20 protein-coding genes and 1 tRNA gene are annotated in these 19,200 nt (G+C 33.2%); 13 read left to right on the forward strand and 8 right to left on the reverse strand.

Annotation, left to right across the window (positions count from 1 at the left end; genetic code table 11):
- Positions 1-46: 46 nt before the first annotated feature.
- From dnaK to SVN78_00215, 6 genes are all read right to left on the reverse strand, one after another.
- Entirely contained in the window at positions 47-2,023 is a 1,977-nt protein-coding gene (gene dnaK, locus SVN78_00190) for a molecular chaperone DnaK (GenBank protein MDY6820023.1), read from the reverse strand.
- Positions 2,013-2,657 carry a nucleotide exchange factor GrpE gene (gene grpE, locus SVN78_00195; GenBank protein MDY6820024.1) on the reverse strand — a complete coding sequence of 215 codons (645 nt, stop codon included), beginning with the start codon at positions 2,655-2,657 and terminating at the stop codon, positions 2,013-2,015. Before grpE ends, dnaK begins: the two co-directional genes overlap by 11 nt.
- Positions 2,644-3,690 carry a heat-inducible transcriptional repressor HrcA gene (gene hrcA / locus SVN78_00200; GenBank protein ID MDY6820025.1) on the reverse strand — a complete coding sequence of 349 codons (1,047 nt, stop codon included), beginning with the start codon at positions 3,688-3,690 and terminating at the stop codon, positions 2,644-2,646. The genes grpE and hrcA overlap by 14 nt, the downstream gene beginning before the upstream one ends.
- 71 nt (positions 3,691-3,761) lie before the next feature.
- Positions 3,762-4,028 carry an EscU/YscU/HrcU family type III secretion system export apparatus switch protein gene (locus SVN78_00205; protein ID MDY6820026.1) on the reverse strand — a complete coding sequence of 89 codons (267 nt, stop codon included), beginning with the start codon at positions 4,026-4,028 and terminating at the stop codon, positions 3,762-3,764.
- Entirely contained in the window at positions 4,021-5,319 is a 1,299-nt protein-coding gene (locus SVN78_00210) for an aminotransferase class III-fold pyridoxal phosphate-dependent enzyme (protein MDY6820027.1), read from the reverse strand. The genes SVN78_00205 and SVN78_00210 overlap by 8 nt, the downstream gene beginning before the upstream one ends.
- The gene (locus tag SVN78_00215) at positions 5,306-6,091 is read right to left on the reverse strand and encodes a DUF72 domain-containing protein (GenBank protein ID MDY6820028.1); all 786 of its coding nucleotides are present in this window, start codon (positions 6,089-6,091) and stop codon (positions 5,306-5,308) included. The genes SVN78_00210 and SVN78_00215 overlap by 14 nt, the downstream gene beginning before the upstream one ends.
- A 132-nt stretch (positions 6,092-6,223) precedes the next feature.
- On the opposite strand from SVN78_00215, the gene SVN78_00220 reads away from it, so the two are divergent.
- From SVN78_00220 to SVN78_00245, 6 genes are all read left to right on the forward strand, one after another.
- A tRNA-Arg gene (locus tag SVN78_00220) sits at positions 6,224-6,297 on the forward strand.
- 779 nt (positions 6,298-7,076) lie between these two features.
- Positions 7,077-7,844: a 3-hydroxyacyl-CoA dehydrogenase gene (locus SVN78_00225; protein MDY6820029.1), complete on the forward strand. Its 768-nt coding sequence runs from the start codon at positions 7,077-7,079 to the stop codon at positions 7,842-7,844.
- 28 nt (positions 7,845-7,872) lie between these two features.
- Positions 7,873-8,658: an enoyl-CoA hydratase-related protein gene (locus SVN78_00230; protein MDY6820030.1), complete on the forward strand. Its 786-nt coding sequence runs from the start codon at positions 7,873-7,875 to the stop codon at positions 8,656-8,658.
- Positions 8,659-8,706: 48 nt separating this feature from the next.
- The gene (locus SVN78_00235; GenBank protein ID MDY6820031.1) at positions 8,707-8,895 is read left to right on the forward strand and encodes a hypothetical protein; all 189 of its coding nucleotides are present in this window, start codon (positions 8,707-8,709) and stop codon (positions 8,893-8,895) included.
- The gene (locus SVN78_00240) at positions 8,895-10,352 is read left to right on the forward strand and encodes a zinc ribbon domain-containing protein (protein ID MDY6820032.1); all 1,458 of its coding nucleotides are present in this window, start codon (positions 8,895-8,897) and stop codon (positions 10,350-10,352) included. The genes SVN78_00235 and SVN78_00240 overlap by 1 nt, the downstream gene beginning before the upstream one ends.
- 2 nt (positions 10,353-10,354) lie before the next feature.
- Positions 10,355-11,560, forward strand: a complete 1,206-nt coding sequence (locus SVN78_00245) for an acetyl-CoA acetyltransferase (protein ID MDY6820033.1) — start codon at positions 10,355-10,357, stop codon at positions 11,558-11,560.
- A 469-nt stretch (positions 11,561-12,029) separates the two neighbouring features.
- On the opposite strand, the gene SVN78_00250 is transcribed toward SVN78_00245, so the two are convergent.
- Both SVN78_00250 and SVN78_00255 read right to left on the reverse strand, forming a co-directional pair.
- Positions 12,030-13,244 carry a pyridoxal phosphate-dependent aminotransferase family protein gene (locus SVN78_00250; GenBank protein ID MDY6820034.1) on the reverse strand — a complete coding sequence of 405 codons (1,215 nt, stop codon included), beginning with the start codon at positions 13,242-13,244 and terminating at the stop codon, positions 12,030-12,032.
- 1 nt (position 13,245) lies between these two features.
- A complete protein-coding gene (locus SVN78_00255) occupies positions 13,246-14,208 on the reverse strand; it encodes an NAD(P)-dependent oxidoreductase (GenBank protein MDY6820035.1) in 963 nt (320 codons plus the stop codon).
- A gap of 86 nt (positions 14,209-14,294) precedes the next feature.
- On the opposite strand from SVN78_00255, the gene SVN78_00260 reads away from it, so the two are divergent.
- From SVN78_00260 to thpR, 7 genes are read left to right on the forward strand one after another with little or no spacing between them, the layout of a single operon-like run.
- Entirely contained in the window at positions 14,295-15,101 is an 807-nt protein-coding gene (locus SVN78_00260) for a phosphocholine cytidylyltransferase family protein (GenBank protein ID MDY6820036.1), read from the forward strand.
- Entirely contained in the window at positions 15,061-15,654 is a 594-nt protein-coding gene (gene hisB, locus SVN78_00265; protein MDY6820037.1) for an imidazoleglycerol-phosphate dehydratase HisB, read from the forward strand. Before SVN78_00260 ends, hisB begins: the two co-directional genes overlap by 41 nt.
- Positions 15,654-16,265: an imidazole glycerol phosphate synthase subunit HisH gene (gene hisH / locus SVN78_00270; protein ID MDY6820038.1), complete on the forward strand. Its 612-nt coding sequence runs from the start codon at positions 15,654-15,656 to the stop codon at positions 16,263-16,265. The genes hisB and hisH overlap by 1 nt, the downstream gene beginning before the upstream one ends.
- A complete protein-coding gene (gene hisA, locus SVN78_00275; GenBank protein ID MDY6820039.1) occupies positions 16,262-16,993 on the forward strand; it encodes a 1-(5-phosphoribosyl)-5-[(5-phosphoribosylamino)methylideneamino]imidazole-4-carboxamide isomerase in 732 nt (243 codons plus the stop codon). The genes hisH and hisA overlap by 4 nt, the downstream gene beginning before the upstream one ends.
- Positions 16,977-17,435 (forward strand): phosphatidylglycerophosphatase A, encoded by a 459-nt coding sequence (locus SVN78_00280; protein MDY6820040.1) that lies wholly within the window; start codon positions 16,977-16,979, stop codon positions 17,433-17,435. Before hisA ends, SVN78_00280 begins: the two co-directional genes overlap by 17 nt.
- Complete coding sequence (locus SVN78_00285) at positions 17,417-18,670, forward strand: competence/damage-inducible protein A (GenBank protein MDY6820041.1); 1,254 nt, start codon at positions 17,417-17,419, stop codon at positions 18,668-18,670. The genes SVN78_00280 and SVN78_00285 overlap by 19 nt, the downstream gene beginning before the upstream one ends.
- Positions 18,648-19,193 (forward strand): RNA 2',3'-cyclic phosphodiesterase, encoded by a 546-nt coding sequence (gene thpR, locus SVN78_00290; protein MDY6820042.1) that lies wholly within the window; start codon positions 18,648-18,650, stop codon positions 19,191-19,193. Before SVN78_00285 ends, thpR begins: the two co-directional genes overlap by 23 nt.
- The last annotated feature ends 7 nt before the right edge of the window (positions 19,194-19,200 follow it).

Below are 19,200 nucleotides of genomic sequence, written 5' to 3' on the forward strand. Positions count from 1 at the left end.
GCATTTTTATAGATGTAAATAAAAAAGGGCGTGATCACGCCCTTTTTTATTTCTTATCATCATCTTTTACTTCTTCATAATCTGCATCTACAACATCTTCGTCTTGACTACCAGCTTCATTGGTACCGCCAGCCGACTTAGAACCTGCTTCACTTGTGCTGCCAGCTTGCCCAGCATCACCTTGGTCTCCAGCAGACTGCCCAGCTTGTGATGCCTTATATATCTCTTCAGCTAATTTGTGTGAAACACTAGTCAATTTCTCGATAGCTGTCTTAATTTTATTTATATCATCCTCATTCTGAACCTTTTTAAGTTCCTCTAAAGCTTTCTCAATCTCAGCCTTTGTATTTTCATCTATTTTATCACCGTGTTCTTTTAACGATTTTTCTGTAGAGTATATTATATTATCTGCTTGATTCCTTACCTCTATTAATTCTTTTTTCTTTTTATCATCCTCGGCATACATTTCAGCTTCTTTTACCATTCTATCAATTTCTTCTTCAGTCAAGCCACTACTTGGAGTAATCCTTATAGATTGTTCCTTGCCAGTTCCTAGGTCTTTAGCGCTTACGTGTAAAATACCATTTGCGTCAATATCAAAGGTTACCTCTATTTGAGGAATTCCTCTTGGAGCTGGCGGTATACCAACTAAGTCAAACCTTCCTATTGATTTATTGTCTTTTGCCATTTCGCGCTCACCTTGTAATACGTGTATTGTAACTGACGTTTGGTTGTCGGCAGCAGTTGTAAATACCTGGCTTTTCTTAGTTGGGATAGTTGTATTCCTTGGAATAATCTTAGTCATAACCCCACCTAATGTTTCAATACCAAGTGATAACGGTGTTACATCTAACAACAACACATCCTTGACTTCACCTTTCAAAACAGCTGCCTGAATAGCTGCTCCAATTGCCACAACCTCATCTGGATTTATACCTTTGTGTGGTTCTTTGCCAAAAAATTCCTTTACCTTTTGTTGCACTAAGGGCATCCTAGTCATACCACCTACTAAGATTACCTCATCTATATCACTTGTAGTATATCCTGCATCTTCCAAGGCTCTCTTACAGGGCTCTAGTGTTCTTTCAACTAGGTCTCCAACTAATGATTCTAGTTTTGCCCTAGATAATTTTTTAACCAAATGTTTCGGTCCACTTTGATCAGCAGTTATAAAGGGTAGATTAACCTCCGTCTCTAATGCTGATGAGAGTTCGTGCTTAGCTTTTTCAGCTGCCTCCTTTAATCTTTGTAAAGCCATCTTGTCTTTCCTTAGATCAATTCCATTCTCCTTCCTAAACTCTTCTGCAAGAAAGTCTACAATTCTATTATCAAAATCATCACCACCTAGAAAGGTATCGCCATTAGTTGATTTAACTTCAAAAACACCATCGCCCAATTCTAATATTGAGATATCAAAGGTTCCCCCTCCTAGATCATATACTGCAATTTTTTCATCTTTCTTTTTATCTAAACCATATGCAAGTGATGCTGCTGTTGGCTCATTGATTATCCTGAGCACATTTAAACCTGCAATCCTTCCAGCATCCTTAGTAGCTTGTCTTTGTGCATCATTAAAATATGCGGGTACCGTTATTACCACATCTGTTACAGTTTCACCTAGATAATCCTCAGCAGTCTTTTTGAGTTTCTGTAATATCATTGCTGATATCTCTGGTGGAGAATATTTCTTATCCCTCACTTCCACCCAGGCATCACCATTTTCTGCCTCAACTATTTTATAAGGTAAGATCTCCTTTGCTTTTTTAACCTGAGGATGGCTATATTTTCTACCCATCAATCTTTTAATGCTAAAGATTGTATTTTCCGGGTTTGTGATAGCTTGCCTCTTAGCTAACAAACCAACAAGGCGCTCCCCACTCTCGGTAAAAGCAACAACTGAAGGTGTTGTAGATTGCCCTTCAGCATTTATAATCACCTTTGTATTATTACCTTCTCTTAATGCTACAACAGAGTTTGTTGTGCCTAAATCAATGCCTATAGCTTTTCCGCTTTTAGTCGCCATTTTCAACCTCCTTGTCTTGTTTTTCTTTTTTATTTACAGCAACTTTAACAGGCCTTATAACATTACCATGCATAAGATAACCCTTTTGTAAAACCTTTGTTATTACATTATTCTCCTTATCATCCCTACTTTCAATCATCATTGCTTCATGAAAGTTTGGATCAAATTTTTCATCATTCTCTACCTTAATATCCTCAACCCCATGTTTCTTTAATGCGTCTCTAAATTGTTTTAAAGTTAATTCAACACCTTCATACAATGACTCAAAGGAAGCACTTTCTTTAGAATGACTTAGGGCCATCTCTAAATGGTCAACCACGGGAAGGATGCTCACAGCAAATTTACTTATAGCATTTTTAATTTTATAATCACTGTCCTTTATAAGCCTTTTCTTCAAATTTTCGTAATCAGCCATTATGCGCAGAACTTCTTCCTTTTTTTTGCCCATTTCCTCTTTTAACTTTTTATTTTCTTCCTTTAATCTCTCATATTCTTTTTCTAATCTATCCAAAACTTCTTTATTTTCAATAAGTTCTTCTCCTGTATTATGATCATCTCCATCTTCTGTTCTATTCCTTTTAAATTCCTCTAAATCTTCGATTATTTCTTCATTCTTACCATTATTTGTCATCATAACCTCCATATTGTTTTAGTAAATTTGACAAAAAATCAGCTGTATAGTTAATTATTGGTATTACTGACGGATAAGACATACTTTTTGGACCTAAAACACCAAGATAACCTACTATATTTTCGCTTTTATAATTTTTTGTTAGTAGTGCATAATCCTCTAGAATAGACTCCCCTATCTCTGAACCAATAAATAATTTTACTTCTTTCGCGTTTAAACATTTATTTATAATATTATAAATAAAGGATTTTTCTTCAATAGATTTTAGTAGATTTTTTAATCTCTCAGCATCATTTATATACTCACCATCAATTATATTTGGTGTTCCAGCTACAAACACAAAATTCTTATTAATTGTTTTGAATAGATCATCTCCACCTTTTCTAATAGCATCCATTATCCTATCAAAATGTTCCTTGTCTATCATTAATTGTTTACTAATATGTTTCTTTATTTCAAATAGATTCTTGCCCACAAAATTATCATTCAAATAATTAGATATCTTCTTTAATTCGTCATCTTTAATTTTAGCATCTAAATTTAACATTACATTATGCACTATGCCAGTTTTAGTAACAATAATTGCTATAACCTTTTCATTGTTGATTCTAACAAAATGTATATGCTTTAATACCATTGAACTTATATTTGGCTCAAAAATAAATACCACACTATTCGTCAATTCACTTATGGTATTGCATAGTCTTTCAAATATAGATTCAAAATTTGATCCCTCAATAACTTGTTTCAATCTCTCAGATATCTGATTATTTACAGCATCAATATTTATCAACTCATTAACATAATATTTAAAACCTTCATCTGTGGGTATTCTACCTGCAGATGTATAGGGGTGAGTAATCAAGCCTCTCTCTTCTAAATCACTCATAATGTTCCTGATTGTAGCAGCTGATACAGGTATAGGCCCGTGTTTTGCAATATATCTTGAACCTATTGGTTCTCTCTTCTCTATATACAAATCGACAATAGCTTTAAATATTTTTTTCTCTCTTTCGCTTAACATAATCTCTACCATTAGCACTCTACTTAATTGAGTGCTAATAATTATAATATACCTATAAGTTTCTTTGTCAACACCGGTTAAAGCTAATCTTTTAGATTATTTATCTTATATAATTCAGCTAATAACTTGGCTACAACCTCATATAAGCTTGCAGGAATCTCTTCATTAATATCAAGAGAGTATAAAACCTCAATTAAATCTGCATCCTCTTTTATATGTATACCATATTCTTTTGCCTTTTTTATAATCTCATCGGCAACAGAACCTTGACCCTTTGCAACTAGTTTAGGTGCATTATCTATTTGTTGTCTATATCTTAATGCTGCTGCTTTTTTATTCTTCTTATTCATCTAAATTCTCTCTTAATAAAACTAAAGAATCATAGTATATCTCAATTATCTTATTAATTAGGCTTTCTTCTAAATGCAAAAAACTTAAAGCCCCACCACCATGCATTGTAAACATATTTCCCAGAAGTGCGACAGCCTGAAACATGTTATTCATTTTACTATCAACGTCATATATAAATGTTGAGGGCATATTATATATATAATCTTCGTTTTTTACAAAAATTAAGCTAAACATTGAACCATAACCTGATGAAAAAGCATTTAAATTCATTTCATTTAGAAAACTATTAACTTTATCTTTAATGGTACTACCCATTTTATTTAAAAAAGTGTAATTTTTGTCCTTTAATAATTTTAACATCTCTTTACCAGCAACCATACTTATTGGATTTGCTGAAAATGTACCCCCCCCTACAACAATATCCTTTTTCTCTATTATTTCCATTATATCCTTTCTGCCACCATATGCACCAATTGGAAAACCCCCGCCTATAATCTTGCCCATAGTTATTAAATCAGGCTCAATATTATATAAATTTGAAATACTGCCATAGCAAAACCTAAACGCTGATATAATCTCATCAAAAATAAGAACTATATTATTCTTCTCTGTATAATCCCTTAAAAACGATAAATATTCATTTGTAGCAAGCACTGATCCAACTGAACCCATAACTGGTTCTAAAATAATACACCCAATCTTTCCCCTATAAGCTTCAAGCAGCTCTTCTGAAGTCTTTTTATCATTAAAAGGTATTGCAATAGTATGGTTAGTGATTTTTCCTTCATAAGGTGCTTGAATAAAGTGTGATAGATCTGGATTGCCCCCATGCCAGCCACCCTCCATTTTAACAATGATATTTTTACCAGTATAAGCTTGCGCAACCCTTGTAGCATACATTGTTGCTTCAGTCCCAGAGCAGCAAAATCTTAATTTGTCTATAAAGGGAATAGCATCACAAAGAATTTCGGCTAATTCATATTGATATATATTTACTGTTCCAACATGGGCATTATTATCTAAAACCTCTTTAACTTTATTTATAATAGCCATATTAGAATGGCCAAGTATATGTGTATAGTGACCCATCCATAGATCTATCAGCTTGTTATCATCAATGTCATATAAATAAATATTATTAGTCTTTTTTGTTATAAAGGGAAAAGGTTTTATGTTTCTAATATTATGACAAACTCCTCTTGGAAATATATTTTTATAATTCTCAAATAATAATTTTGAATTTAAAAACTTCTTATTGTATAGTTCAACTAAATGTCTATGGCTCATCATTGTATTCCTTTAAAATTTTATTTAAACTTTGTGCATTATACACTGAATATCCATCCCTTATATTGCAAAAAGCAACAAAAGTATCCTTTGTTACAATAGAAAGCTTATTGACCTCATTAGCTATACTCTTTAATTGTTTAGTATTGTAGTTAAATGCTATATTTTTATTCATTGACTGTAAATATAAAAACTTATTACTGTATATTCTAAAATAAGCATATTTATTGGTTGTTATGGGAGTAAAAGGCGTCATATCCTCACTATGCAATGGAATATAATGGATGATTGTTCCTATATTCTTTTCCCTAAACAAATTAAAATATCTCTCTTTATACCATGACCTATGGGGTAATGAAACAAAAAAAATATTTTTTTCAAATAACCTTTTAAGATTGAGTATTGTTTCAACATTTTTTCTAGAGGCAGTGAAACTATAAGGAAAATCAGCCAATAAAACATAGACTATATTATCTTTATTTAGCGGGGCTAAAGCATCAATAAAGGTCCTCACATATTCTTCATTTAACGATTCTTTCAATAATTCTTTATATAATTTTATAGATAATGCTAAAGAATTGTTCCCAATATTTTCAGCTATCTGATCTATTGTTTTATAATAAGGCATTTTATGGAATGTAAAAGTAATTTCCACAAAACTTAAGCCCAAATTATTTATATAATACTTTAAATAATTGGTAGGGCGTAAAGAGACTGGATATATTTTATCTACCCAACTATTATGTCTAAACCCAGATGTGCCTACATATATCATATATTAGTTTCTCCTAAGCTTAAAAATTATTCTATTATTTCATCTAGAATTCATATTGATAAAATCAATAATATATTATATTATCATCTTGACAATGAGTAATTATTCGTTAAAAAATATTTTTTATAAATTGCGCCCATAGCTCAATAGGATAGAGCAACGGACTTCTAATCCGTAGGTTGGAGGTTCGACTCCTCCTGGGCGCGTTTATATTAATTTTTCAGTTATTTTATGTTAAATTTGATATAATTTATCATGTCTCTTGTGAACACAAAAGAAACTAAAATAAATGCAAATGAGTAGTTATGGTTTTTCCAATATATCAAAATAATTTTTAGGCAACCTTAACATTGAAAAAATTTAGACATAAAAATCACAAAAACTAGATATAAACTTCTATTTATACCATCTTTATTTAATACGTTTATAAATTAATTTTTAAATAATAGATTGTATTAAAAATTATCTCTTTATCAGTTTTATGTATATTTATATTACAGAATATTCAAGAGTGCAAAATTCTCTATCATTTAAATTTAATGTGTATAGCTGATTTTAGATTCCAATTAGACCTAATTCGACAATTTATAAATTATGTATGTAATTTTTATAACTATTTCTCTCTTTAATATTATTTATAATATAAAACCCAAAAGGAATTTAAAATAATTTAAAGATACTTTGTTTTAGAATTAATAGATTACAGATGTTTATATTCAGCTATTCTTAAAATATCAACTAATAATGTTTAATAGAAAATCAATCATCATCTTCAATAAACTATAGATTTAAGAATTCATCTACTATAAGATGATATTTGAAACTAAGTTCGTATTTTCAAAATTTATCTTACGAATTTTAATTAATTATTTGACTTCAATTAAAAAATTAAATATAATGGTGTTAGTAATTCTAAAAAATAGTCTAATGTTTAACGAATTACTTGATAAGTATAATTATATTTTAGAAAAAGGAGGATTTGTATATGGAAGTAAAAGGAAGCACTTTTATTGTAACAGGTGGCGCCTCTGGATTAGGAGAAGCTACGGTCCGAAGTATCGTGGAAAAAGGTGGCAGGGCTGCCATTTTTGACGTACAAGATGATAAAGGTAGTAAACTTGCCAAAGAACTTTCAGACAGCACAATATACTGCCACACTGACGTAACTAATGAGGCTCAGGTTCAAGAGAGCATCCAAAAGACATTGGATAGTTGCGGAAGTATAAACGGACTGGTAAACTGTGCAGGAATAGCAATAGCTGAAAGGACTGTGAGCAAAAAAGGTCCTATGCTTCTAGATTCTTTCAACAAGGTAATACAGGTAAACCTAGTGGGAACATTCAACGTAATCCGTCTTGCAGCAGCTCAAATGATGAACAACACCCCTAATGCTGACGAAGAGCGTGGTGTTATCATAAACACAGCATCTGTTGCCGCATTTGAAGGCCAAATAGGCCAAGTACCGTACTCAGCATCAAAAGCAGGAATAGTGGGAATGACACTCCCTCTTGCTAGAGAATTTGCAAGAAGCGGCATCCGAGTTGTCACAATTGCACCTGGACTTTTTGACACTCCCTTATTCTCCTTGCTTCCTGAAAATGCAAGGAAATCCCTTGAAGCCCAGCTGCCTTTTCCTGCTAGGTTCGGCCGGCCAAGCGAATACGCTCTCATGGTACAGTGTATTATTGCCAACCCTGTGCTGAACGGGGAAACCATCCGTCTTGACTCAGCAATACGCATGCAGCCAAAATAGAAAAATCTAAATAAAAAAGGAGATAATAATGACAGAGTATAAAAATATAATATATAATAAAAAGGATAACATTGCCACTATAACCCTTAATAGACCTAATGTGCTAAATGCGTTAAATTTTGTATTACTGTCAGAGATACGTGATGCTATCCTTGATGCTGAGGGGGATGATAACATCAAAGTCATTGTATTGACTGGTTCTGGCGATAAGGCTTTCTCAGCTGGTGCTGATATCCCTGAAATACTAAAGTTAAGCCCCATAGAAGCAAAGAATCATGCTTTATCAATCCATGATGTTACCAAACATATGGAGGGAATCAAGAAGCCTATAATAGCCAAAATAAACGGACTTTGCCTTGGCGGTGGGAATGAGATAGCCATGGCCTGTGACTTCAGAATCGCCTCTGATAACGCAATGTTTGGCCAACCTGAAGTTAATCTTGGTGTTATTCCCGGCGCTGGAGGAACTCAAAGGCTTACAAGACTTATAGGCAGGACAAAGGCTATGGAAATTGATATGTTAGGCGACATGATTGATGCCAACGAAGCTTACAGTATTGGACTATTAAACAAGGTTGTTCCAGCTGACAATTTGGACAGAGCTGTGGATGAGTTTATACAAAAACTTTTGTCAAAAAGCTCTGTCATTCTAGAAATAATAAAACTTGCAATAAATAAAGGAATAGAGATGGATCTGGATAAAGCCCTATATTATGAGGCTGAGTGTTTTGGCTCTGCAGCATCAACTGAGGATTTTAAAGAAGGATTAAGAGCGTTTCAGGAGAAAAGAAAAGCTCAATTTAAAGGGAAATAAAAAGGTAGAATAATTAAAAAGAAGAGTTGCTTAAACTGTAAATATTACATGTTAGGGGAAAAAGAAGAAAGGAATAGAATTGCTTTTGATTTTTGCGTTAAAACTAAAAAAAATCTACCAACAGCTGCATTTTCCTATAATGATGTTTGTTGTGGAAATACAAGATGTTTTAATGTAGCAGCCTTTCGTTGTTTAGAGGAAATCGCGGAAGTCTGTAAATATTATGAGGTGAAATAATGGCAGGAATAATTTCTTATGGCAGTTATGTGCCACGTTACCGGTTAAACCGCAACCTGATATACCAGGCTATGGGCTGGATGAATCCTGCAAACATTCTAAATGCAAGCGGCGAGAAAGCGGTTGCAAATTTTGACGAAGATTCAATCACCATGGCTGTGGCAGCCAGTATGAACGCCTTGAGGGATATGGACCGTCAAAGTGTAGAAGGTGTATATTTTGCATCAACTACAATGCCTTACAAAGAAAGGCTTAATGCGGGGATTATAGTAGCTGCTCTTGGCTTAAACGATCAGATAAGAGCTGCTGATTTTTCTGGGGGCATAAAGTGCGGAACTACAGCCTTCCTTGCAGCCCTTGAAGGCGTGGAATCAAAGAGAGTAAACAATATTGTTGTAACTGCATCGGATACCAGGCTGGGCAAACCAGCTTCCGCTCAGGAGCTGATCTTTGGGGATGCAGGTGCTTCAGTAATTATTGGTACTGATAATGTAATTGCTGAAGCAAAAGATTCCTATTCTGTAACCTACGATTTTGTTGATCATTTCAGGGGAGAATTTGCCAGGTATGATCGGCAGTGGGAAGATAGGTGGATACGCGATCTTGGATATATGGATATTTTACCCGAGGCTGTTGAAGGTCTTTTAAAAAAAACAGGTCTTAAGATATCTGACTTTACAAAAATAATCTACCCCTGCCACTATAGTGGAGCAAGAAAGGCCATTAATAAGAAACTTGGCATTTCGTCTGAGACAGAACAAGACAACCTTCAACAGCAAGTGGGAGAGACTGGAAGCCCCCACACATTACTTATGCTGACAGGCGCTCTTGAAAATTCCTCTCCAGGAGATAAGATTCTACTTGTTAGCTTTGGCTCTGGTTGTGATGCCATTTACCTTGAGGTAACAGAAAATATAAAGAACCTTCCAAAAAGATATGGCCTTTCAAGAAGCCTCTCCAATAGAGCTGAGCTTAACAACTATACCAAGTACCTTGTCTGGCGGGATACCCTTCCTGCGGATGCAGGACTTCGTTCCGAAGAAGACAAGTGGACCCGATGGTCTCAGCTCTGGAGAATGAGGCGTGAAATCCTCGGGCTGTGGGGAGTAAGATGCAAAAAGTGTGGAACAGTTCAATACCCAACACAGAGTGTTTGTGTTAATCCAAAATGCGGCGCAATAGGTGAAATGGAGCCCTACTGTTTTTCGGATAAAGTAGGCCATATAGTGAGCTTTACCGGAGACAACCTTGCTGCCTCACTTAATCCACCTGCCATTTACGGCCAGGTGATATTTGAGAATGGAGGTAAATACATGTTTGATTTTACAGACTGCGACCTAGAAAGCCTTTCAACCGGAATGAGTGTTGAGATGAGCTTCAGGCGGAAGTACCGGGACTATAAAAGGGATATTTCTGGTTATTTCTGGAAAGCAGTGCCAATCAATAAGGAGGTATAATTATGGCTGATGGTATTAAAGATAAGGTTGCAATTCTGGGAATGGGATGTACAAAGTTTGGGGAGCGATGGGAATCAAGCGAACAGGATTTAATACTTGAATCCTTTATTGAATGCATAGAAGACGCGGGCATTGAAAAAAAAGACATCCAGGCTGCTTATTTCGGAACACACATAGACGAGATAAATGTGGGAAAGGGTGGTAACCCCCTAGCAGAAACACTCCATCTTCCTTATATACCTGTTACAAGAACAGAAAATTACTGTGCAACAGCTACTGAAGCCCTAAGAGCTGCATGTTATTCTGTTGCAGCCGGTGCTTACGATATTGTGCTAGCACTTGGAGCTGAAAAGCTAAAGGATACAGGCTACGGTGGTCTCCCCGAAGGAGCAGCCTTCGGCACTGAAATGCTCATGCGGGGAGCAAATGCAACAGCACCAGGTTTGTTTGCTCAACTAGCCACCGCATATGCCGCCAAGCATAAAATTCCAATGGATAAGTTAAAAGATGCTATGGCCCATATATCTGAGAAAAGTCATGCAAACGGGGCGCTTAATCCTAAGGCTCACTTGCGTAAAGCGGTAACCGCTGAGCAGATTAAAGCAGCACCCATGATTGCTTACCCTTTGGGGCTTTTTGACTGCTGCGGAGTAAGTGATGGTTCTGCAGCAGCTATTGTAACCACACCAGAAATTGCAAAAAGCCTTAAGAAAAACCAGGGGATAATTACTATCAAAGCCCTACAAATAGCTGTGAGCTCAGGTGAAGAGGCGCTTTACACCGAATGGGACAATGCACATCTTGTTACTACAAGAGTAGCCGCCTCAAAAGCCTATAAAGAGGCGGGAATAAAAAACCCGCGTGAGGAAGTCAGCATGATGGAAGTACATGACTGTTTTTCCATCACTGAGCTCATTACAATGGAAGATCTCCACATATCACCCAAAGGTGGAGCTTATGATGATGTTATGAGTGGGTTCTACGATCTTGACGGCTACATCCCCTGCCAGGTGGACGGCGGGCTTAAGTGCTTCGGTCACCCCATAGGTGCGTCCGGACTAAGGATGCTTTATGCAATATATGAACAACTCCTCGAACGAGTACCCGAAGAGAGAAAGGTTAAGCGGCTGAAGTACGGGCTTACGCATAACTTAGGCGGTGCACCAATGAGAAATGTTGTTTCTGTTGCCATAATTGGAAGAGAATAAGGCCATTAATATCACCTAAGCTTAAAAGCTGTGTCGTGAATGCTAGGATCATGGGCCTTTTAGAGTGATTATCTTGTAAGAATGCATATGAGTTCTTAGGGCCCATCATCCTATTCTTTTGAATTACCGTTAAACCCTATAGTGTAGATTATAAAATAAAGACATTAATAAGGTCAGAAGTCAAATTCTAAAACAGAATTTATTCCTATAATTTTGAACAACTAAAGATATACCAGAATAAAGATTCTGCTTTTTAGTTTGCCGGGGATAAAAATTTCAATAAATTTTATTGCTAACTAAGAAAAACTTATAAAAGAATACATCAATAACTGATAAAATTTATATTTAGTGACACAAAAAGTATAATTTTGAGTTTTGAACACAGCTATCCTTTTGATGCCTCAGAGCCCTCCTTTATTTTGCTTGCTACTATAGCTGAGTGGCTAGTTGATAATTACATACTAATAATTTATTTATCAGTAAATTGTAATGTTTCATAATGCTTTTTTACTTTTGCAAAAGCATCTAACGCCCTTTCAAGTTGTTCTTCAGTATGAGTAGCCATCACACTTGTTCTAAGCAAAGATCTACCAGGTGGAACAGCAGGTGGAACTACTGGATTTACAAATATCCCAAGTTCTTCTAGATGTTTGCATATTTCATATGTTTTTTCTTCGTCTCCAATAATCACAGGCACTATAGGTGTAGAACTTTTACCTATATCGTAACCCAAACTTTTTAAACCCTCCAACCAAAATTCTGTATTTTTCCACAATCTTTCTCTTCTTTCAGGCTCATTATCAATAATTTCAAAAGCTTTTTTTGCGGCAGCGACAAGAGCAGGTGGTAAACTTGCACTAAAAAGCATTGATCTACCCACATGTTTAATAAATTCAATAACTTCTTTATTTGATGCAATAAAACCACCAATAGTTGCTAGTGACTTGCTAAATGTTCCCATTATAATATCTGCCTCATCCATTAAATTATAGTATTCTGCAACACCACGGCCCCCATCACCTAATACTCCTATACCATGTGCATCATCAACCATAACCCTAGTAGAGTATTTCTTAGCTAATGAGATTATAGATGGCAAATCTGCCAAATCACCCTCCATGCTAAAAACGCCATCAACAATTATCAATTTCTCTCTGTTTATATTACAATGTAATAATAATTCAAGGGCACGCATATCATTGTGAGGATATCTTTTAAAATCGTTTTGCGCTAGCTTACATCCATCTATAATACTCGCATGATCATATTTATCTAATATTGCCAGTGGACGGCTATCCAAAGGATTGCCATTTAGTAAAGCCTGTAAAGCTCCTAAATTCGCTTGCATTCCAGTTGCAAAAACTAGAGCTGCCTCTTTAGAAAAAAAGTTGGCTATTGTAGCCTCTAATTCTTCATGCAGCTCAGTAGATCCATTGAGCAACCTGCTACCAGCGCATCCAGTTCCATAAGTCTTTATTGCATTAATCGCTGCTTCTTTAACCATTTCATTCTCTGTTAAACCCAAATAATTGTTTGACCCTAACATAATAAATTTCTTACCATTAATAACAACCTCGGGCCCTTGTATTGAAGACAACTTCCTATAGTAAAAATATTTATTTGCCTTTTTTAATTCCTCAACTTTGTAACTAAATTGATAACATTTTTTAAATATATCTCCCATATCACAACCACCTATTTGATTTATACCATTCTAATGTTAAATCTAAGCCTTTGTCTAAATCATAGACTGGATTATACCCTATAATATTTTTTAAATCGCTAATATCACAGAACCAACTTTTTTTAAATATTTCTTTTATTTTGTCAATAGTTAAAATTGAAGGTTTTTTTCTAAAGTAGTTTAATAGTGTATTAACTGCTGCAGCAACGTAAACAAAAAATTTTGGAATATAAACAAACCTTGGCTTAATATCCATTTTTTTAGAAAGAGTCTTTACAACATCATCCCATAAATATTTTTTCCCGTCTGAAGCTATGACAATACCCCTAATATTATTCTCTTTCTCCAATAATAGCAATAATATATTAACTAAATCAACTATAAATATAAAGGAATAAAAACTATTTTTATTCAAAATAGGGCCATAGCCATTTTTTACAAATTTAAAATATTTTAACAATTCCCTTTCACCAGGGCCATAAACAGCTGTTGGTCTAACAATAATAATTGGAAAGTTTGCACTATATTTCAATAAATGATATTCAGCCAATAATTTACTTTTAGCATAGTGTGTTTTTGGATTCTCAGTTGTATCAAAAGAAATAATCTCTTCTTCACCCCCATTAATAGCGAGAGTAGATAAAAAAAAGAAACCCTTCAACTTATTTTTCTGCTTTAAAATATTGCGTACAAGATTAACAGTGCCAATGTAATTAACATCATAGAATTCTCTATAATTTTTTGCCTTAACTACCCCTGCAATGTGATAAACATAGTCAACTTCTGGCAATTTCAAATTACTATCCGTTAAATCCCCTTTTACAATTTCTACAGTTTCATTATGTGTTTCTAATTTTGAGGGATCTCTCACTAAGGCATACAATTTGTACCCTTTAGGTTGCAATGCCTCCAATAGATTGCTACCTATAAACCCACTAGCACCTGTTATAAGTATTCTCTTCAAATTTATATCCTTAAATTAATTATTTACAAATATTTTAAATTATATATAATATTAGCTTATTATCAATAGTATATTTTTGTTGCCCAATGAGAAGTATAACTAAAGCAATATTATTAAGTGCTGGTCAAGGTAAGAGGCTATCTCCTTTAACAAAGGATAGGCCTAAGTGTTTAATTAAAATTAACAATATAACAATAATAGAACATCAAATTAATGCACTTAATAAATCAGGGATTAAAGATATAATTATTGTAACTGGATTTAAATCCGTCACTGTTGAAAATTATGTAAATAGTATCTATGGTAATTTAGATTTAAATATTAAGTTCTGCTATAATCCTTTCTATCAGGTATCAGATAATTTAGCTACATGCTGGATAACAAGAGAAGAGTTTAATAGTGATTTTTTAATTATTAACGGTGATGATATCTTTGAAAGCTCTTTAATTGAAAAGCTATTGAGTACAAACTTATCTTATATTACAGTTGCAGTTAATATAAAGAACAAATATGACGAAGATGATATGAAGGTTATAAGCGATACAAAAAATAATAAATTAATAGAGGTAGGCAAACATATTGATCATAATAGAGCAAATGGGGAGGCAATTGGTATACATCTATTTAGAGGTAAAGGCACAAAACTATTTAAAGAAACAGTAGAAAAATTAATGAGAGATCCTTCTGGTTTAAAAAAATGGTACTTATCAGCTATTGATATGTTAGCAAAAAAAGATATTGTATCGATATACAATGTATCAGATTATAAATGGTGTGAGATAGACTTTCCTACCGACTTAAACAAAGCAGAAGAACTTGTAAAAAAAATTGAATCAAGTACACATGATAAATATGAGAAATATAAGAGAAGCACAGAAGACAAGGGAAACTAAAGAAACCTCAATTAATATATATTTAAATTTGGATAACTACAAAGATCCTAGTATATCTACGGGAATACCCTTTTTTGATCATATGCTTACCCAAATAGCAGTGCACTCATCTTTTACCTTAGAACTTAAAGCAAAAGGAGATATAGAGGTAGACTTTCATCATACTGTTGAGGATACAGGCATTGTATTTGGACAGGTATTAAATGAAGCGCTCAATAAAAAGGTGGGTATTGCAAGATATGGCTTTGCCCTTCTACCTTTAGATGAAACATTAATAGAAGTTGCACTTGATATTAGTGGCAGAGCTTTTTTAAACTATGATGTCCAAATAGAAAGAGATAAAATAGGAAATTTTGATACTGAACTAATCTATGAATTCTTACACGCCTTTGTAATTAATTCTAATGTAACCTTACATATTACTAAGAGATATGGAAAAAATTCACATCATATTGCAGAAGCTATATTCAAAGGCTTGGCTCATTCATTAAAAAATGCTGTAAAAATCACAGATAATAAAATTCCATCCTCTAAAGGTTTAATAGGGCAGTAATGATCTCTATCTTAGATTATGGAATGGGTAATATTCAAAGTGTTTATAATGCCTTTCTCTATAACAACATAAAAGCAAAGGTTATAACAGAAGCTAAAGAACTTAATCTAGCAGATAAACTTGTATTCCCTGGTGTTAGTTCATTCCCAGATTGTATAAAAGAACTAAATAGAAAAAATTTAACTGAAGCATTAATTCAGTTTATAAATAGTGGCAAACCCTATCTTGGCATATGCTTGGGAATGCACATATTATATGAGATAAGTTATGAGATAATGATAACCAATGGACTTTCTATAATTCCTGGGAAGATCGAAAGATTTTCACAAAAAAATATTAATAATAAAATAAAAATCCCACACATTGGGTGGAACAATATAAAATTAGTAAAAGAAAATAATCTATTCAAAGATATCCCTGATAGTACATACTTTTATTTTGATCATTCTTTTGCATCTTTTGATATAGATCATTTTAATATAGCCACCTGTGATTATGGAGTATCCTTCTCAGCAGCTATCTCTAAAGATAATGTTTATGGCTTGCAATTTCATCCAGAAAAAAGTGCAAAATATGGTCTTAGAATAATAAAAAATTTTGCTAATCTATGATTATTATTCCAGCAATAGACATCTATGAAGGTAAAGTTGTTAGATTATTAAAGGGCAACTTCAATAAACCCACCTATTACAGCGGCAGCCCCCTTGATTACATTAATTATTTTAATAAGTGCGGTATTAAAAGAGTGCACATTGTAGATTTAAATGGTGCCAAAGATGGTAGTAAAATAAATTATGATATTATAGATGAGATCGTAAAAAATAGTCATGTAAACATTCAAATAGGTGGTGGCATTAGATCAATAAAAAGGGTTGAAGAATTATTTAACCTAGGTGTTAAGTATATTATACTTGGAACGCTATCCATAAAAGATGTGAAGCAAACTATTAAAATAATTGAAAGGTTTCCAAAAAAAATAATCCTATCCCTTGATGCTTATAATGAGATAGTTTTATCTAACGGCTGGCAAAAACAGACTAAATTAACAATTGATGACTTTTTAAATATATATAATAATCTTCCAGTTGAAAGCATAATATATACTGATGTCTCAAGAGATGGCACCTTAGAAGGTTATAACATAACTTCTCTAAAAGAAGTTTGTACAAAGAGTAATATTCCCATAATAGCGTCAGGGGGATTTAGTTGTGCTAGTGATATTTGTAAAGTCAAAGATATCAAAAATTTAAAAGGTATAATCATTGGCAAAGCATTATATGAAGAAAAGATAGACTTAAAAAACATTGTCAATATCATCAAAGATGAACAAAACTATTAGCACTATTTTATTGTCCACTGCTACCTTAAGTATATTGGGAAAATCAAAATACATGCCTGGCACTATTGGTAGTTTTGCTGCTATACCAATATTTTACTGTTTTTCAAACAAGATATTATTATTTAAACTGCTTTTTTTCATATTTATCTTTATCATTGCCATAATATCCTCAGATTATTATGAAAAATTTTATAATATAAAAGACCCAAAATCTATTATTATTGATGAAACATGCGGATACATGCTGGTTTTATTATTTATACCATTTACATATAGTTATTTAATATCTTCCTTTATTCTTTTTAGAGTTTTTGATATTATAAAATTGTACCCTATAAAAAAAATTGAATCTATAAAAGGTGGATTTGGAATAGTTTTAGATGATATTGCAGCAGGTTGCTACACCTTAGCAGTTTTATGGTTATGGATAGTTTTAATATAAATAATAGTTGTGCAATATTTGCAATAGGAAACGAACTCTTAGATGGCTCCACTATTGATACAAATTCTTCTTATATATCTAAAAAACTCGTTAAAAATGGTTTTAAAGTTAACCAAATAAGTATATTGCCAGACAACTTGGATATTATTGTTAATACTTTAAAAAATAGCCTAAATAAGCATAAAATTATTATAACAACGGGAGGTCTTGGCCCAACATTTGATGATTTGACAACTAAAGGCATATCTCTAGTTAGTGAAAAAAAACTGATACTATATAATGAGCTCCTTAAAGATTTAGAGGAAAAGTTTAGAAGAAGAAAAAAAACTTTGGATCAAGAACAAATCAAGCAGGCAGAATTGCCTGAGTCTTCAACAATCTTCAGAAATAGTATAGGTACAGCCCCCGGATTCGCTGTTAAAGTTAATAAAAGCTTAATAGTTGCTTTGCCTGGAATTCCAAGTGAAATGAAACAAATATTTAATGATTATGTATTGCCATATCTGACAAGGCAATATCAACCAAATAAAACCTACACAAAAGACCTATATTTTTCAAATATAACAGAATCTGCGGTTAACAAAGTCTTATTAGAAGAACATATTACACAAAAGGTTAATACAACCTTGAATGTTTCAAAGGGAAAAATTATTGTTAGATTAAAATCTGCTAGTGATAAGCTATTAAATGAAGCACTAGAAGTACTACAAGATAAGCTTAGAGCTTATTATTTTGGTGCAGATGATGAGACATTAGAAGAAGTTGTAGTTGAAAGTTTGGAAAAAAAGAATCTCACACTTTCTACTGCAGAAAGCTGTACAGGTGGCCTTGTTGGAAAATACATAACAAATGTACCAGGCTCATCAAACATATATAATGGAGGCGTGATAGTATATAGTAATGAAGCAAAGATAAAATTATTAAACATAGATAAAAAACTTCTAGAGGAAAAAGGAGCCGTTAGTTATGAGGTTGCAAGGGATATGGCTTTAAATGCTTCTTCAATCTTTAATACAGATGTATCGGTTTCAATAACAGGCATAGCAGGACCAGGTGGTGGTTCGCCTGAAAAGCCAGTTGGATTAGTATATATTGGCTTATATTATAAAGGTAAATATAAAATCTTTAGATATTATCTATCAGGAAATAGGGATAATATAAGAGAAAGAAGTGCAAGTATAGCTATGTCATTAATACTCAGGGCTTCAAGGGATGAGGGCATTTTTGGGGATTGAGCCCCCAATTTGTGGGCCAGATCTATTTTATTCATTAGCCACATCATTTAAAGAATATTGTAAGGCTTCCTTTGTAAAAAAAGAAAATTATCATATAACCTTATTCTTCTTTGGCGAAATAACTAATAAGACTAAGGATAATATTATTGAGGTTCTAGAACAATTAGATTTTGAGAAAATTGATATTAGTCTACATGGTGTAGGTTGTTTTTACAAAAATAATACACCTAGAGTTTGTTTTGTTGAAGGCAGATCAGAAAAACTAAGTATACTACATAATATAATTAGAAAACGTTTTAAAATAAATAAGATCCATTTCGATGATAAAAGCCTAAAAATACATTTAACGCTTTTTAGGGTAAAAAAAGTATATTCACTTGAAGGATTTAATAACAATATTAATTTTATAAATAAAAATTTTAAACCCCTTAACTTTTTAATTGAACATATTATTTTATATAATAGTTTATTATCATCAATGGGACCAACCTATAAAAAAATATACCAAAAAAGGTTAACATAGAGGTGAA

The sequence above is a fragment of the Deferribacterota bacterium genome (assembly GCA_034189185.1).
Lineage (GTDB): Bacteria > Chrysiogenota > Deferribacteres > Deferribacterales > UBA228 > UBA228.